Raw genomic sequence first — 17,603 nt, 5'->3', positions numbered from 1 at the left:
GTTGCCTAAGCTTGTCTGCGTTTTTTAGACAAAACAACAAATCCAGCCAAACCAAGACCAATCATCAAGATGAAAGGAAGGTTATCAATCAAGAGACCTGTAGGGGTAACGTCTGGTAAGCTATTTGTGATAGTGTTATCGTTTGGTTTTTCACCAATAAGGATACTATCTTGAGTGAAATTTGTAGAAACTGTACCAGCTTGATTTTTTGATGCTCCGTTCTCCTTATATGCAGCTGAAGCTGTGTAACCTTGAGATCCAGTTTCAACCAATTTATAACGAGTACCAGCAGGAATTGTGTCAAACACTAAAGATTGATCGTGACGTAGTGTTATAGTCGTTTCTTGACCATAGACAAATGTTTTTGAGGTTTCACCGATTTTACCAGTGATTGATTGTGAAGTTTCTGTAGATGCTTTTGTGAAAGTAAGCTTGAAAGTAAAATCTTTTGATTTATCTGCAGTAGCACCTGACACAACTTTTTTAATTACTAAAGATTTAGCATTTGGGTCAACTTTTGAAACATTTGGTTTATTAGGGTTTGGTTCATTTGGATCTGTAATTTTACCAGCATTTTTACGATAGATGTTAGTGAAAAGATCATATTTGTAAGTAGTTCCACTTTCAGATGGTTTTACTTTACCATTCACACTTGGGGATACTTGTTTAAAATACACAGAAGAAATATATGTTCCTCCTGTAGTTTTGTTCTTAACAATAACGTGCATTTCATAGTTGCGATTATCATATGTCATAAAATCAATAGGTGAACCATTTTTTTGAATAACATTCCAACCAACATTTTGTTTTTCAGCAACAGTATAGACATATTCACCAGCATGTGTATAGTTCACTTCTCTAAAAATATCGCCGGTTTCTTTCTTAATGTTAGTTTGGCCAGTTGCTAAAACGTCTGTTCCAGAATAAGATACATTTTTATCTGTAATTTGACCATTAGAAGAATCAATCGTTTCATAAGGTGCACCATTTGATGATGTACCAGTTTTAGGGGTGAAAGTAAATGTAAAAGTTGCTTCAGGTGTTGTAATTCCTTCCGCAATATTCAACACCTTATTAATAGAAACTTTTGCACTTGTTTCACCAGTTGCTTTGGCAGTTGCCACATCATTATCATCCGCAAATGTTGGCACTCCTCTAAAGACCGACAAGGCGGTTACAGCTGCAATACTTGCAGTAACTAATTTTTTCAAAAATGTTTTTTTCATGATTATTCCTTTTATTTTTAAATTTCTTTTTTCATAAACTGTCATCAAAAGCCCCGTCGCCTTAGGACTGTTACCACCTTGCCATGGGTATCCTGTATAGGAATGGTTCCAAAAGCACGACTATCTACAGCCGTTGTTCGATTGTCTCCGAGGACAAAGAGTTGTCCTGCTGGGACTTTCATTGGGAAGGTAGCCCCTTCCTTATAGAGCAGCGTTTCTTTGTAGATATCCTGCTCTTGTTGAGGAGAACCGTTGATGATGAGACCATTTTCGTTTATATCGATCGTACTTCCTTCGGTTGCAATGACACGCGCCACTCTTTCCTTACCCTTATAACTATAGACGAGCAGATCACCAATCGAATAACGTTTATCCAACCTATAGTAGACAACCAAGTCGCCATCTTTTAAGGCTGGCTTCATGCCATCGTCATTGTATCTCAATAGTCCAAAGACAAAAAAGTAAAGGGTGGCCAGTACAAACCCAACCATCAGAAGCTTACTGACTAAGTAGAGGATATCTCCCCATACACTCGGCGGAGACTTATCCCGATTGACTTGTGTTACTGTTTTCTTATGTTTCTTTTTAAGTAGCATTATTTTCTCCTATGTACCACTAGATATCCGAGTAGGATTGTAAAGAAGATTCCCCCTAGAGGAAGGATTATTCCTAACATGAGTGTACTGCTGAGGAAGTCAACTCCGGTTTCAGGCACGCTATTCTTATTATTCGTGACTGTCGCGGACTTGTCTCCATCCAGCTTGCCTTCTTGATTTTCATAAGATACCTGATATCCACTAGAAGAGTTTGATTCCTCTTCTACGGTATAGTGACTATTGAGTGGAAGTCCATCAATTTTTATGGTTTGATCTTTGTTTAGATCAATAGACACTCGACCATTCGTAAATTGCAGAGGGGTTCTTTTATTATTTACCGTTGCAGTATAGGTTCCATTCAGTGGACTATTCTGAGCATCCCTAATGTTAATGGTAATCTTGAAGGATTTTAATAGGTTGGCAAATACACCCGTAACCTTTTTTGTAACTGATAAACTTGGAAGCTTGTGATTCGTGACAATACTGGTTTCGTCTTTATTCAGATCGCCCTCTTGATTCTCATATGTAACGTGGTAACCGTTCGTTGATGCCGCTTCTTCTTCAACTTTGTAATGAGTTCCTCGAGGAAGATAGCTTAGAATACCTTTCCAACGTTTTCGTTTTTCGACACGGATCTCCGCTTCTCCATTCACAACAGTTATATCGCCAAAAGTTCCATTCAATGGCTTAGAATCAGGAGAGGTTAGTTTTACCTTAATCCTAAACTCCTTGTTCAAGTTATTTTCAGCTTCCAACACTTTCTTAATCGTCAGACTTGGCAATTGTTTATAGATTACCTTGAAGGATGGTTTAGTTTCTGTACCAACATTTTTTATTTCTTTGGTAAAGGCGGGGACGTCTGGTGCAATTAAATCGTATTGATATCCTTTGGCAACTTTTTCAAAGTTCCTCGTTTCATTAGATACGTTTTTACTAACATTCACATTGGTCTTTCGATAGTCTTGATTATCAGGACCTCCGTTCTTGTTCTTTTGAACCAGTTTCAGTTCAACATTACTCGGTTGATCAGCTGTAATAACAGTTCTCGCACCCGTCACACCTTGCCATTCAACTTCCACTGGTACCGTTAATGGATCTGAAGGCTTAAATGTTGGGTTGTCAGAGTATTCTTTGGTCTTGGTTTGAGAGTTGCCTATTCCATAGGAATAGGTGACACTAGCACCTTTATTGGAGTAGAGTTTATTGACATCAGAACCCTCAGCATCACCAGCCTCTAGTTTTTTATCACCAGCAATGGCATCCAGGGCTTCTTGACTAGATGTAACAGTGAATTTTAGGACATATCTAGCTCCATCTTCTAAGGAATAATTCGGAGAAAATTTTGCCGTAACTTCCACTAATCCTTCTGAGGTTGTTTTGGTATCAAAAGTTACTTGATTTTCAGTTAATATTTCACTGCTACCATCCTTTTCTTTCACTACACGAAACTCTGACGATCCGTTCGGTAATAGCTGGACATACTTAGAAAGAACATCCTTGATGGACACATGGTGGATTCCCAGTGGCAGAATCTTATCAGTGATATCTTTAAAACTGTCACGTAACTGGTCTTCATCATTTGCAGAGAATATTTCATTTGGAATGGAGGCATTATGTTGCCTCATATAATATTGCAGACTGGTAATACTGTCGACATTGTTTGAATAACGAAATTTAATCGAATAGAAACCATCAAGTGTTGGAGCCAAGCTATATGATAGACTATTTAGATTATTATTTAATCTATCCCAAAACCACTGGGGAGCTGTTTCGATATTAGGATCCTCGTTATTGTAGTTATATATAGTGTAACCATTGGCATCGTAGACCATATTCGCAAAGCCATCTGAAAGCAAAATAACGACTTTCTTAGCATTAGATCTTGCACTTCCCATTAACTGGTTGGCCAAGGTTAATCCAGCCCCAATATTGGTCCCAGTACCAATCCCTGACTCAGTACCAATGGAATTTCCACTAGCAATACTCATATTGTATACCGCATTTTTAGCATCACGAGCATTGTTACTCCATCCTAAGATTGTGTTTGCATCATCCCATGGGGAAACACCATCATAGTATTTTGTCATTCGTTCATAGGGCCAGTATGGTCTAAATAGTCTCCATTTATGTCCATCCCAATACTGATCAACTTTTTTATTGTCAATTTTTCCCCCAAAACCTACCATGGATAAGCGGTTATTTGAATTGGATAGAATGGTATCAATTAAGCCCTTACGACCATTTGTTCCTCTTAGAGTATTTTTTAATGCGTCAATCCGACTGATCGTCCGTCCATCAAAAGATTGGACATCCTGATTCTGCATACTTCCTGAGAGGTCTGCTACTAAAACGACATCCAAGGGATCCGTTTGAGTTTCTGTTCCCAGTTTGGACGTGATATCCAATGACAACTCATACTTGTCATCCTGTCCTGATATCGGAGTAATCGTTTTATGAAGAGTTGTCTGAGGTTCTGTAGTAGAATCTGCATTTAACAGACTTATCGGAGCACACAAAAAGAGAATAGCTAACAGTGTAACTAAACGGCGCGCAATAATTTGAACTTTCTTAAAATCGAAGCGAATGTTCATTTTATTCTCCTTAACTAGAATGTACTAATATTGTTACTATATCAATCTAGGACATTTACAAGATAATTGTACAATAAAGTTCACGCAGTGTCAATTAATATGATTAATTTTATATTATATTAATTAATAAAAGAGTATGATTCTTCTTTGTCTTTCAAACTATTCTATGGTAAAATGAAAAAAGAATAAAAAAATCTCATAAAATATCAATGCATATATTTTAATCTAAAATATCCAAGATTTCATTTAAAAGTCTATTGAATTTGAATTATTATATTTTTTCAAAATTCATGAAATTTTCAGAATGAGGCATTTCCCGAAGTTTGCATTCTATTTTATGATTGTTAAAGGAGTTTTTATGACTTATCCGAACCTTTTAGATCGTTTTTTGACCTACGTTAAGGTCAATACGCGCTCTGACGAACACTCTACTACTACTCCAAGTACGCAAAGCCAGGTAGATTTTGCGACCAACGTTCTTATTCCAGAAATGAAACGTGTTGGTCTGCAAAATGTCTACTACCTTCCAAATGGTTTTGCTATTGGTACCTTACCAGCAAACGATCCAAGCTTGACACGCAAGATTGGCTTCATCTCCCACATGGATACAGCTGATTTTAATGCTGAAGGAGTTAATCCGCAAGTCATCGAAAATTACGATGGTGGAGCTATCAACTTAGGCGATTCTGGTTTTAAACTCGATCCTGCTGATTTCAAGAGCCTTGAGAAATATCCAGGGCAAACACTCATCACAACAGATGGAACGACCTTGTTGGGTGCTGATGACAAGTCAGGGATTGCTGAGATTATGACTGCTATTGAATATCTGACTGCTCATCCCGAAATCAAACACTGTGAGATTCGAGTTGGTTTTGGACCAGATGAAGAAATCGGTGTTGGAGCTAACAAGTTTGATGCAGAAGACTTTGACGTTGACTTTGCCTATACTGTTGATGGTGGTCCGCTAGGAGAACTTCAGTACGAGACTTTCTCAGCTGCTGCTGCTGAACTCCATTTCCAAGGGCGCAATGTTCACCCTGGTACTGCTAAAGGTCAGATGGTCAACTCTTTACAGTTAGCGATTGATTTTCACAATCAACTTCCAGAGAATGACCGACCTGAACTAACAGATGGTTACCAAGGTTTCTATCATCTTATGGATGTGACAGGTAGTGTCGAGGAGGCGCGTGCAAGCTACATCATCCGTGATTTTGAAAAGGATACTTTTGAAGCTCGTAAAGCAGCTATGCAAGCCATCGCTGACAAGATGAATCAAGAGCTTGGGAATAATCGCGTAACCTTAACTCTGACAGACCAGTACTACAATATGAAGGAAGTCATTGAGAAAGACATGACTCCTGTTACCATTGCCAAAGCCGTAATGGAGGATCTGGGAATCACGCCAATTATCGAACCAATTCGTGGTGGAACAGATGGGTCTAAGATTTCCTTTATGGGGATCCCAACTCCTAATATCTTTGCTGGTGGTGAAAACATGCATGGACGTTTTGAATACGTCAGCCTTCAGACCATGGAGCGCGCAGTAGATACCATCATTGGTATTGTATCCTATAATGACTAAAAAAGACGAGGTAGCTCAGCTACTTCGCCTTTCTTTTTATTCGTTTGGTTGAGCACTTGGCTCAGACTCACTTTGTGCTTGTTTTTCATTTGATTGAGAAGCATTTGTTTCACTGCCTTTCTCGGACTTAGATTGGCTGTCAGTTTCACTTGCTTTTGAACGGAGTTCCTGGTTCAAGCTAATGATTTCTTTAGCTAGAGTGAGGAGACCTTCTTTATCACTGCTTTTCGCTGCAAGTTGATCAAATAGGGCATCAACACGTTCAAAGTCTGCATCGGATCCTTTGTTATCCTCTAAGTACTTGTGAAGAGAGAGCAAGACATTATAGAGTTTTTGGTAGATGATCACCGTTTGTGGATCTTGTTCTGCTTCTTTTTTCTCTCGTTGGATAGTCGCTGCAATACGATTCAAGAGATCCTCAAGTTGTGTTTTAGCTTCGTCAAGGTCTGCATTTTCCTTTTCAGTAGCCGCTTTGATATTAGCTGCTTCTTCAGCTAGGGATTGTTTGACACCATCTTCTTTGACACGTGCTAGGAGTTGGGCAGCTTTAGTTAGGAGAGCATCCACTTCTTCCTTCTTAACATGGCTAACTCGCTCTTCTGGCATAAAATCACCGTAGAGTTCTTTTAGGAATTCATAGATGGCGGTCTTTGCAGTTTGACTATCTACTTTTTCCGTATCTAGAATAGTCTTACTAGCTTTTGTAGATACGGGTTCTTCTTTGAGAGCCTCTTCTACTTCTAGCTTAGTTTGGTAAATAGTTGGGAATAGCTTGTTCAAGTCGGTTGCTTTTAGGAAAGATTGTGACTGGTAAAGTTCCCATGTCAACTTGGCAACACGGTTCCGAAGTTCTTCTCTCAAACGACCATCAGACACATGTTCGTAGAAGTACTTGATGTACTCTACTGTTGTAACCCCTGTCCGATCTCGGAAATCTTGCAAGGCCTGCAGTTTCGCTTCAATCGCAGTCAACTCTGTCTCATCCTGTGCTAGTTTTGCTTCCTGCAAATGTACCAAAAGATCTTTCTTAGGCAAGCCATAAGTATCTGTATCCAGTGTATTGATCTTATCTACAAGGGCTTGATACTTCTTATCTAAAGGTGAAGTTTCAACCGGTGCCATACTTTGATCCACATGGATATACTGTTTATCAAAGAGATCCAAGGCTGCTAGGTATCCAGCAGTTGAGTTTGTTGCCAGTTTTTTCATATTTTCGGTGAATTGCCCCAAAGCAAGTTCAACCCGTCTCTGCATGATTGGCTGGTCTTTGTAGAGACTTCTGCTATCTGCTAACAGTTGATCCACCTTAGATAGAACTGTTTGTTCATCAAATGCTCCAGGTTGATAGGCCGATTGTAGGGCCGGAATCTTATTTTTCAAAGCTACTTCATAGCCCTTAGTTTGAACTTTGATATAGTGATTGTGGTCTCCGTGAGGAATCACAAAACTACCATTTTCTACTTGCAAACTATAAGGAGACACCCCATCACGTAGTGCAGTCGTATACAGTTCATTTAGGAAATCAAGTTCTGGATTTCCAGTTTGGAGAGGAATACGAACATGTTCTTTTCGAACAGCATAGGGATGGATATGGGTTGGATCATAGGCTTGATCCGGATTTCCAAAGACAAAGAATCCATTTGAAATGCGAATCGCTTCGAGCGGTACCCCGTAGGTCTGTGAGATATACTTGATTTTTTCTTCATCGCTCGCATCTCTCGAGAAACTTTCCACAGTCTTTGCAAGTGGTTGAACGTGCTGCGGCTGATGATTTTCTTTCAAGTGATCTTGGGCAGCTTTGATTTGGGCTGCAGTCAAGTCCTTCTTAAAGAAATAATGAGCGTGATCTCCATGAGAAACTACAAACCCTTGCTCATCTTCACTAATAACACGGTCAGCTGCAAAACCATGATCATGTTCTTCACCGTGGTGATGGTCATGCTCCTCTCCATCATGGTCATGGTCTTCATGGTTGGTATCCAGACTTCCATGGTTACCGTCTTGGTCATGAGGATGATCTGGTTGAGCTGGATGTTCTGCTGGTTTGCTTGGATTTTCCAAAGGTGTTGGCTTCCCACTGTCGCTAGATAAAGGAATCATACGCGCAATCTTTTCTTCCAAGGCAGAAAGTTTTGTATATGGGATGAAATGATAGTGATTTCCGTGAGGAATCGCCACGCCACTCGGCGTTCTACTTGAAATCTTAGCAGGATCAAAAATCAAGCCATCTGATTCAGCATAACGTTGACTACTTGGAAGAGCATAGAGTTGCTGCAATAGACTTTGAAGACTCTCAGCTTGATTACTTGGTGTTTCAGCCTGTTGACTTGGGTTGGTAGTTTGACCAGTCGCGTTTGGACTAGGACGATAGTTAGTCACAGTCGGTTGTTTTCTAGTTCCAGAGAGGTAGGCTTGGGCAGCAGCTAATTCGCTAGCAGACAAGGAGCTCTTTGGAATATAGTGGTAATGTCCACCGTGAGGTACGATATAAGCATCACCAGTATCTTCTATAATATCAGATGGGTTAAAGATGTAGCCATCATCTGTAGTATAACGACCTTGAGATTGCGCAAGCGCCACTGCACTGTTAGAAGTTGGTGCATCATGAGTATGACCTTGTTTTTGGCGCTCAATTTCGTCCTTCGTACGAATATTATCAGCATGAGCCGCATCTTTAAGGTAGACATAATACTTACCATCCACCTTGATAATGTAGCCACCTTTGATTTCATTGACAATGTCAGCATCTTTCAGTTGATAATTGGCATCTTTCATCAACAATTCTTCGCTGAAAATCGCGTCAAAAGGAACTTTACCATTGTAATAATGGAAATGATCACCATGTGAAGTCACATAACCTTGATCCGTAATCTTGATAACGATTTGTTCGGCATTTATACCTTCTTTTTTACTGACTTCATCAGGTGTCAAAGTCTCTGCCTTTTGGCTTGGTTGGTTGCCATCTATATATGAAACACGGTTATTTTCTTTTACAGTTTGAGCTTGATGCAAGCCTAGTTCATAAGCACAGACACTTAAAACAAGTGCAGCTGCTGACCCAGCTAGATATTTTTTATTAATTTTCATAATCTCCTCATTTTAATTCTTCTGCAAGAACATTCATATTTTCTTCTAGATTTTCTAAGTAAGTTTTGTCATTTTCAGGATCAGCTTCCAAAGGATTGAGTGTCTTTAGGCTAACTCCTGTTGATTTGACCAAGGTCTCAGCGACTTTAGAAGAAGCATTGCTCTCAGTAAAGATGGTTTTAACCTTATAGGTTTTAACGAATTCTTGGATTTCTGTCAACTGTCTCGGACTTGGCTCTTGTTCGGGAGAGATACCTGCAATACCAAGTTGATTAAGTCCAAATCGTTTAGCGAGATAAGAAAAAGCTGTGTGTTGTGTAACAAAGGTCTTTTGACTCGCTTTTTCAAAAATAGGCTGGTACTTCTTAGTCAATTCTTGTGCTTTAGCGATAAAGTTTTTAGCATTCTTTTGATACGTTTCCTTATTAGCACTATCAATCTCCGAAAGTTTGTCAGCGATAATCTGAGCTTCTTCACCTGCTTTTTCTGGATCTAACCAAGTGTGAGGGTCGTAGAGTGTTTTTTCATCGATGCCGTCACCAGCTTCAACATCTTCCAAACCTGGTACACGCTCCAAGGTCATTCCTTCAGAAGCTTCTAAAACCTTAACTTTTGAGTTTTTCAAGTTAGGATCTAGACTTCCGGCCCAAGATTCGAGCGTATGAGAATGGTAGACAAAGACATCCGCGTCATAAATAGCAGCAATGTCATTTGCTGACGGTTCAAAGGAGTGAATCCCACTACTTGACTGAATCATCCGTACATCATTCAAGTCCCCCGATACCTCTTTAACCATGGCATAGATTGGGTAAAAACTTGTTACAATCTTCATTCCTTTTGCTTCTTGTTTTTCTTTTTGACTACATGCTCCTAAGACAAGAACCAAGAGACATACCACTAATAATAGAAATGTTCTTTTTTTCATTGTTACTCCTTAACTAGTATTTAACCATTTAATTAACTAGTAAATAGTTTATCTTTATTTACACTATATGTCAAGATATTTTACATATTTTCATGAAAAAAATGAGAACTAGAACTTACATTCTGTTCTCATTTTCGATTTTAACTTTTCTAGTTCTCCTATCCTGTTTTTAGGAGTTAGAAAATGCTACTACCTTTACTTACTCTCTTTTAATAAAGCCAACAACTTTTCAGCTTCAGCCATAATGGTATTGTTATCCTGAGCACCAAATAGCAGGTTATTTTTTAAGCCAGTGAGAGTTTCTTTGGCATTGGACTTGATAATGGGGTCTTGGATCTTTGCAAGTAGCTCTTCAGCCTCTCTCAACTTCGCTTCAACCTTTTCAGTCTCGACCTGAGGTTCTTCTGGTTCCTCTGGTAATTCTTCTTCCGGCTCCTCAGTTGGTTTTGGAGATTCTGGTTTCTCACTTTGAGGCTTCTCTTCGCGCGGCTTTTCTTCCTCAGGTTTGTCTGCCCGAGGTTTCTCTACTGATGGTTTATCCGTATGATTGTTATCAGCTTGACCATTTTGGTTTCTTTGAACATGGTCACTTGCATTTCCCCAACCACTATCTGAATGCGGACGTTCGTTTGGATGTTCGACATAGTACTTCACAGTCGCAAAGAGATCCTCTAAAGTATACCCCTTAGGTGCCTCATAAAGTCCTTCGTCAAACCACTCAAATTTGATGTTATGGTAATGATCATAATGAGGAATGATTAAACTACCGTTTTTAACTTCCACGGTATGTTGGAGATTGTAAGGCATACGATCAAGAGGCACCTTCTTAGCTGCTTTCACGCGGTTGTAGATAGCTTCTGCTCCTTTAGTCTCTGTATTTCCTGTCGAAGGAGGTGTTAAACCTTTCTCTTTAGCATAAGCCTGGGCTGCCGCTCTTTCGGCTTCAGACAAACTATCTTTCTTAATCCAATGACTATGGGTCATATGTGGAGTTACATAGGCATCCCCCTCATCACTGGTGATATCACGGGGATCAAAGATATAGCCATCTTCTGTTGTATACTTGCCTGCCAACTTGGCTACCTGAATCTCATCATCAGTGTAGGCAATTTGCGCATTTGGTTTTCCTAAACGTTCTGGATGACGAATCGGTGCGAGAAATGCAAGTACATCTTCGACCAACTTAACTTTATCACTGCTTTCATCATTTAAACGTTCCAACAGTTTATCCAAAGCGTCAAAATCAACTTTACGACCTTTATTAGCAAGTAAGTCCTGATGAATTCTTGCTAGTAAATCATAAGCCTTATTGTAAAATCCTCGATCACCAGATGGGAGATTGGTTTTCTTAGCTCCGAGCTTATGAGCTAAACTTTCTTGCTTGGCTAGCTTACTATCAATGGCTGCAGCAGTTTCTGCTGAAAGTTCCTTGGCAGGAATATAACGTGAGGTTCCATTCTCCTCAAAGACATAGCCGTCAGCTACTTTTCGAATCGCCTGTTTAACCAATTTTTCGTCAATTGGATTGCTTGGAGATGGTTGAGGATTTGGTGCAGGTTGCGGGCTTGGACTAGGTTCCGGAGTCGGTTGTGGACTTGGTTGTTCTGGTCTTGAATCCGGCACCCTATGGTTCGAACTGTACTGTAGAGGAATAATACGAGCGATTCGTTCTTCCAATTCAGACATCTGTGAATAAGGGATGAAATGGTAATGGTTCCCATGAGGCACAGCAACTCCTCTAGCTGTTCGACTTGTAATCTGTGCTGGGTCAAAGACAAGGCCATCAGATTCTACGTGTCGTTGGCTGAGTGGCAAGGCATAAAGTTGTTTCAGAAGGCTATCAATATCCTCATCACTCTGACTTACTTGGCTATCGTTGCTACCGTTGTTAGATGTGTTCGTATAGCCACTGCCTTGGTGATTATAGCTATTGCCTTGATTATTATAGGATGGAGTCCATCTATCTACATCGCTGCTGGTACTGTTGTTATTGGTACGGCGATAAGTAGGCGTATTTGATTGGCCACTTCTACCAGATAGGAAGGCTTCTGCGGCAGCCAATTCGCTGGCTGATAACTCACTCTTAGGAATGTAATGGTAATGGTTGCCATGAGGAACGATATAAGCATCACCAGTATCTTCAATGATATCGGATGCATTAAAGATATATCCATCATCCGTGGTATAGCGTCCCTGTGAACGTGCCAAGGCTACCGCACCATCGTTTGCTGAAGTTCCTCCTTCACGATGCTGACTATGCTCTTGTTTTTGCCGATTGATTTCTTCTTTTGTACGGACATTATCCGCATGGGCTGCATCCTTAAGGTAAACATAGTATTTTCCATCTACCTTGATAACATAACCACCCTTGATTTCACTGATAATATCCTCGTCCTTGAGCTGGTAGTTTGGATCCTTCATCAGCAACTCTTCACTGATGATAGCGTCATAAGGGACTTTGCCATTATAGTAATGATAGTGGTCGCCATGCGAAGTGACATAGCCCTGGTCTGTTATCTTGATGACGATTTGCTCCGCATTGATGCCTTCTTTCTTGCTAACCTCATCAGGAGTCAGATTCTCCGTTTTTTGTGCCGCCTGTTTTCCATCTATATAGGAAACACGATTATTTTCTTTGACTGTTCTAGCTTGATACAGTCCCAACTCGTAAGAACAGACACTTAAAATTAAAGCTGCCGCAGAACCAGCAAGGTATTTTTTATTAATTTTCATTGAAACTCACTTTCTTTTTTGATATTTCTAGTTGCAATTCATTTCTAAATTGCAGAAACTCCTCTCTATTAATTAACTGGTTAATAGTTTACTCCTAAATTTGCAACTTGTCAAGAATTTTATGAACCAGTTAAGTATTTTTTTATTCTTCACCGCTACTTTCTCTAGAATGGACTTTATATAAAAAAGATTTTCTTGAAAATTCTTTAAAAAAGCCCCTGCAACTGAGTTGCAAGGACTTTTCGATTAATCAAAATTAACGTATTCTTTTTGAAGTTCAAGGACTTCTTCCATTGTTGAGCATTCTGTAAGGGCACGGTTTGCGTACTCTTCCATCTTAGCTGTATCCAATTTCTTCATCAAGCTACGCGTACGAAGTACAGATGTTGCTGACATAGAGAACTCATCCAAGCCCATTCCGACAAGAAGTGGAACAGCTTGTTGATCACCAGCCATCTCACCACACATTCCAGCCCATTTCCCTTCAGCGTGAGCTGCTTTGATCACATTGTTGATCAAGCGTAGGATTGATGGGTTGTATGGTTGGTAAAGGTATGAAACTTGTTCGTTCATACGGTCTGCTGCCATTGTGTATTGGATCAAGTCGTTTGTACCAATTGAGAAGAAGTCAACTTCTTTAGCAAATTGATCTGCAAGCATGGCTGCTGCTGGGATTTCGATCATGATACCAACTTGGATATTATCCGCAACTGCAACACCTTCAGCAAGAAGGTTTGCTTTTTCTTCGTCAAAGACTGCTTTCGCTGCACGGAATTCTTTCAAGAGCGCAACCATTGGGAACATGATACGCAATTGACCGTGAACAGACGCACGAAGAAGGGCACGGATTTGTGTGCGGAACATAGCATCTCCAGTCTCAGAGATAGAGATACGAAGGGCACGGAATCCAAGGAATGGGTTCATTTCGTGAGGCATATCGAAGTAAGGAAGTTCCTTATCTCCACCGATATCCATTGTACGAACGACAACAGGTTTACCGTTCATTCCTTCAAGTACAGCCTTGTAAGCTTCGTATTGCTCGTCTTCTGTTGGGAAGTCTTGAGAATCCATGTACAAGAACTCTGTACGGTAAAGACCAACAGCTTCAGCACCGTTGTCATTGACACCTTCAACGTCTTTTGGAGTACCGATGTTGGCAGCCAATTCAAAGTGTTTGCCATCAGCAGTTACTGTTTTAGCATCTTTCAAGAGAGCCCATTCAGCTTTTTGTTTCGCATAAGCTTCACCAGCAGCCTTGAATTCAGCCGCTTGCTCATCAGTTGGATTGATAATAACCTCACCTGTGATACCGTTAACGGCAAGAATATCACCGTCTTTAACGATTTCAGTGATGTTGTTTGTTCCCAATACTGCTGCAATTTCAAGTGTACGCGCCATGATAGCAGAGTGGCTTGTACGTCCACCAATGTTGGTTACAAAAGCTTTTACAAAGTTTTTGTCCAATTGAGCTGTATCTGAAGGAGTCAAGTCATGCGCAATCACAATCACTTCTTCATTGATAGAAGCTGGGTTTGGCAATTTTTTACCAAGGAGGTTGGCCAATACACGTTTTGTCACGTCGCGGATATCCGCAGCGCGTTCTTGCATGTATGGGTTGTCTTCCATGCCTTCAAAGATAGTGATAAACATGTCTGTTACTTCTTTCAGACCTGCTTCTGCATTCACTTTCTTCGCACGGATTGTTTCCTTGATTTGGCTGATCATTTCTGGGTCAGCAAGAACCATTAAGTGAGCGTCAAAAACTTGAGCTGCTTCTTCACCGAGCGTACCTACTGCTTTCTCGCGAATAACAGAAAGCTCGTCTTGTGATGCCTGTAGAGCGGCATCAAGGCGAGCTTCTTCTGCGTTTGTATCTTCGACTGTAATAGTCTCAAATGACAAATCCGGTTGAACGAGTAGATATGCTTTTGCAACTGCAACACCGTCAGATGCTGCGATTCCTTTAAGCATTTCTGTCATTTTCCTTATGCCAATCCTTCTTTTTCCATAGTTTCAGTGATTGCAGCGATTGCATCGTCAGCATCTGCACCTTCAGCTGAAATTGTAACGTCAGCACCTTGGCCAACACCAAGACTCATAACACCCATGATTGATTTAAGGTTTACTGATTTACCTTTGTACTCAAGAGTGATATCTGAAGCAAATTTGCTAGCTGTTTGAACCAACAATGTTGCTGGACGTGCATGAATACCTGTTTCTGCCACTACGTGGAAATCTTTAGAAGCCATAGTTTGACTCTCCTTTAATTGTTTCTTATTTGGATTATATGTGATAACCCTTACAAGACTGTATTATATCACCTTCTAGATAATTTTTCAAGTATTTTATGGACTTTTACTGAAAATGAAATTGCTTCTTTTTCTATCATACAGGTACTATGGGAAATTTAGGCACTAATTATTAAAAGAATATTACCTTCAAAATTCCAATTTTCAAAGCTATTTTCCCTTAATACCAATCAGAGGACAATCCTAGTAAATAATGAAATAATACTATTTAACTATAATTAATATAACTCAGTAAATCTATTATTTGAAAAGACTTCATCAAATACTAAATACTGAAATTCTAAAACCTACTCTTACCATCAACAGTAGAGAATTTATCCAATTTGCTACTTAAAGTAAAATAAGTTTGTAGCCCCTAACAGTAAAAAGGTAGATATATCTAAGTGGTATAAGTAGAACTAAAACTTTGATTGATTCCATTCAAATAAAGTATCCAACCAATCAAAAACGACATTATGGGCGAGTCTTAGATTATTGACTTGGCAATGAGCGTCCGCACCACTTTCCGCCTCAAATACTTGAAGTTTAGTTTGTTGATTTTTAGATTTAAGTGCTTCATAAATTACCTTAGTTTGATGCTGCAGTTCAGCACCCTCACCCTTTCCCATAATAAACAGGCATGGGCATTGAATTTTTTGATAATCCACAATCTTTGCATGGTTAAATACATCATCAATAGCACTCTTAAAATCAGAAGTACCAAACTGCCATGCATACTTTTTAAGATTTAAATTTGCTGATTCATTCAAATTTCCAGCTAATTTTAAAATGGCATTTATTAACCAACTAGGTGCTTTCAAACTTGATCCAAATTCTTTTCTGAAAAGTTCTGCAACGTCGTAAATAGGGGTACTAGCAATCCAAGCATGAATTCTTGGATCCTTTTCGACAGCTTGTGCGGTAAAATATCCCCCTCCGCTGACACCATAAATAGCTAAATAATTTAGTTTAGGATTTCTATTTTCCAACCAGTCTATGCATAATGAAATTGGAATAGAAGCATCCACATCAAAGACCAGCCCTCTACTAGGATTGCTCCCTTGACCAGGAAGGTCAACCATTAAAACATTATAATTTCGTATCCAGCCAGGATATCCTGCAAAGTAAAATAAATCTTCGCGATAAGTATCACCTCCACCAATCATGATTAGCGTTGGACAATTATCGCCGCTATGAAGATAATACCCAGGCAAGTAAGAACCCTGATAGGGAATAGTTAGTTTTTCAATCGGTACACCTAGTGAATGAATTGCACTAGAAAACACCTTCTCCATTTGACGAACGGTCGGTAAATACTCTTCAGAAAATGGATCGGTAAATTGGATTGCCGAGCGAAGTGAGTAGGTCTGTGCAAGATAATACTGCGCCTTTGTTTGTTCACTCAATCCTGAATTACTTGCTTCTTGTTCAAGGTAGTTTACATGCGATAAAAATACATTTTTCCAGTCATCAGGCTTTGGTGAGTTCCCCAATCTTTGAGCAAGATAATAAAGCTCTCCATGAGAGAAACCAAAAATTTCACCGATTCCTAACAACCAATTGAAGAAAAAATCCGTATCACCATTCTTAAAAAATATTTGAGTCGATTGCCGTTTTAAAATAACATCATTTTCTTTCACCACGCGCCTCCTAATTCTGTGTTCTTTCATTCATTTAATCTAATTATAATCTGATAACATTCTCTATCAAACAAAAGCATTCAGATATCCATTTTTTAATCTTATAATCACAGGTAGTGTATCACATAAAATGAACTTTTTCAAACATTGTATTTATATACTCCTTATGAAAGGATACGAAACTCATAAGTATCCTATATAAAATTAACCAATGATCCATTTTTATGAATACATCATAATCTGTCATTTCCACTTTGGTTATATTTTAGATATTCTAATACAAAATATTGGGACATCTTGTGTAGAAAATTTCTTTTTTTCGTAAATATTACAGTTTCTATTTTATTAAAGTATTGTCTCAGCTAGACTTATTCCTGCTCTTACGATTTTTGCTATTTTCTTCGTTTTCCTTTCTGATAACTTGCTGAAAATCTTCTATTTATCTTACCAATATACAGTATATAGTTTTTTTGTTTTGATAAACTTTGATAGTTCAATGAAAACCCAATTTTACACTCTGACAAAACACTATATCTTGTGCTTTGTTTTTAAAACTGTAACTTTTTAGCACAAGATTTAGTTTAAAAAGTTTGACAAAGTTTTTTTTTCTGATATACTAAGAAAGTAATCTATTTTGAAAGAGGAGTTACGAAAATGGTAACCGTTTATTCTAAAAACAACTGTGTCCAATGTAAGATGACCAAGCGTTTCTTGGACAGCAACAATGTCGCTTATCGTGAGATCAATCTCGACGAGCAACCAGAGTACATCGATCAAGTTAAAGAGCTCGGTTTCAGCGCAGCTCCTGTTATCCAAACACCAACTGAAGTCTTTTCAGGCTTCCAACCAGGAAAACTGAAACAATTAGCATAATCTTAGTACATCATCCAGAAGAGATTGCTTCTAGGGCTAACTTAGAGGCCTTTCTTTTGTAA

11 protein-coding genes are annotated in these 17,603 nt (G+C 39.1%); 2 read left to right on the top strand and 9 right to left on the bottom strand.

Annotated elements, in window-relative coordinates; all coding sequences use genetic code 11:
- Positions 1-5 precede the first annotated feature (5 nt).
- Genes D8844_RS02650 through pitA form a run of 3 tightly spaced genes read right to left on the bottom strand, consistent with a single transcriptional unit; the run spans position 6 to position 4,413 of the window.
- Positions 6-1,271: a DUF7601 domain-containing protein gene (locus D8844_RS02650; protein ID WP_285835000.1), complete on the bottom strand. Its 1,266-nt coding sequence runs from the start codon at positions 1,269-1,271 to the stop codon at positions 6-8.
- Complete coding sequence (sipA, locus tag D8844_RS02645) at positions 1,271-1,822, bottom strand: PI-2 pilus system signal peptidase SipA (protein ID WP_000924790.1); 552 nt, start codon at positions 1,820-1,822, stop codon at positions 1,271-1,273. Before sipA ends, D8844_RS02650 begins: the two co-directional genes overlap by 1 nt.
- Complete coding sequence (gene pitA, locus D8844_RS02640; protein ID WP_125421695.1) at positions 1,822-4,413, bottom strand: PI-2 pilus tip adhesin PitA; 2,592 nt, start codon at positions 4,411-4,413, stop codon at positions 1,822-1,824. Before pitA ends, sipA begins: the two co-directional genes overlap by 1 nt.
- 358 nt (positions 4,414-4,771) lie before the next feature.
- Here pitA and pepT point away from each other — a divergent pair, with 358 nt between their 5' ends.
- The gene (gene pepT / locus D8844_RS02635; RefSeq protein ID WP_125421692.1) at positions 4,772-5,995 is read left to right on the top strand and encodes a peptidase T; all 1,224 of its coding nucleotides are present in this window, start codon (positions 4,772-4,774) and stop codon (positions 5,993-5,995) included.
- 36 nt (positions 5,996-6,031) lie between these two features.
- On the opposite strand, the gene D8844_RS02630 is transcribed toward pepT, so the two are convergent.
- The 6 genes from D8844_RS02630 to D8844_RS02605 form a co-directional block, all read right to left on the bottom strand.
- Positions 6,032-9,082, bottom strand: coding sequence for a pneumococcal-type histidine triad protein (locus tag D8844_RS02630; protein WP_125421689.1), 3,051 nt, complete (start codon positions 9,080-9,082; stop codon positions 6,032-6,034).
- 7 nt (positions 9,083-9,089) lie between these two features.
- On the bottom strand, positions 9,090-10,007 hold the full coding sequence (locus tag D8844_RS02625; protein ID WP_042902313.1) for a metal ABC transporter solute-binding protein, Zn/Mn family: 918 nt from the start codon (positions 10,005-10,007) through the stop codon (positions 9,090-9,092).
- Positions 10,008-10,202: 195 nt separating this feature from the next.
- Positions 10,203-12,740, bottom strand: coding sequence for a pneumococcal-type histidine triad protein (locus D8844_RS02620; protein WP_125421686.1), 2,538 nt, complete (start codon positions 12,738-12,740; stop codon positions 10,203-10,205).
- 246 nt (positions 12,741-12,986) lie between these two features.
- Positions 12,987-14,720, bottom strand: coding sequence for a phosphoenolpyruvate--protein phosphotransferase (ptsP, locus tag D8844_RS02615; protein WP_000138129.1), 1,734 nt, complete (start codon positions 14,718-14,720; stop codon positions 12,987-12,989).
- 5 nt (positions 14,721-14,725) lie between these two features.
- Positions 14,726-14,989: a phosphocarrier protein HPr gene (locus tag D8844_RS02610; protein ID WP_000146948.1), complete on the bottom strand. Its 264-nt coding sequence runs from the start codon at positions 14,987-14,989 to the stop codon at positions 14,726-14,728.
- Positions 14,990-15,447: 458 nt separating this feature from the next.
- A complete protein-coding gene (locus D8844_RS02605) occupies positions 15,448-16,668 on the bottom strand; it encodes an alpha/beta hydrolase family protein (protein WP_125421683.1) in 1,221 nt (406 codons plus the stop codon).
- 654 nt (positions 16,669-17,322) lie between these two features.
- On the opposite strand from D8844_RS02605, the gene nrdH reads away from it, so the two are divergent.
- Positions 17,323-17,541: a glutaredoxin-like protein NrdH gene (gene nrdH, locus D8844_RS02600; RefSeq protein WP_000259240.1), complete on the top strand. Its 219-nt coding sequence runs from the start codon at positions 17,323-17,325 to the stop codon at positions 17,539-17,541.
- Positions 17,542-17,603: the final 62 nt, after the last annotated feature.

The organism is Streptococcus oralis (assembly GCF_003942875.1).
Classification (GTDB): Bacteria; Bacillota; Bacilli; order Lactobacillales; family Streptococcaceae; genus Streptococcus; species Streptococcus oralis_BX.
This window is presented reverse-complemented; position numbering and strand designations above follow the sequence as displayed.

Bases quoted from the DNA above. Each gene is read 5' to 3' on its own strand.
- D8844_RS02650 (WP_285835000.1), bottom strand. From the start codon at position 1,271: ATGACAGTTTATGAAAAAAGAAATTTAAAAATAAAAGGAATAATCATG.
- sipA (WP_000924790.1), bottom strand. From the start codon at position 1,822: ATGCTACTTAAAAAGAAACATAAGAAAACAGTAACACAAGTCAATCGG.
- pitA (WP_125421695.1), bottom strand. From the start codon at position 4,413: ATGAACATTCGCTTCGATTTTAAGAAAGTTCAAATTATTGCGCGCCGT.
- pepT (WP_125421692.1), top strand. From the start codon at position 4,772: ATGACTTATCCGAACCTTTTAGATCGTTTTTTGACCTACGTTAAGGTC.
- D8844_RS02630 (WP_125421689.1), bottom strand. From the start codon at position 9,082: ATGAAAATTAATAAAAAATATCTAGCTGGGTCAGCAGCTGCACTTGTT.
- D8844_RS02625 (WP_042902313.1), bottom strand. From the start codon at position 10,007: ATGAAAAAAAGAACATTTCTATTATTAGTGGTATGTCTCTTGGTTCTT.
- D8844_RS02620 (WP_125421686.1), bottom strand. From the start codon at position 12,740: ATGAAAATTAATAAAAAATACCTTGCTGGTTCTGCGGCAGCTTTAATT.
- ptsP (WP_000138129.1), bottom strand. From the start codon at position 14,720: ATGACAGAAATGCTTAAAGGAATCGCAGCATCTGACGGTGTTGCAGTT.
- D8844_RS02610 (WP_000146948.1), bottom strand. From the start codon at position 14,989: ATGGCTTCTAAAGATTTCCACGTAGTGGCAGAAACAGGTATTCATGCA.
- nrdH (WP_000259240.1), top strand. From the start codon at position 17,323: ATGGTAACCGTTTATTCTAAAAACAACTGTGTCCAATGTAAGATGACC.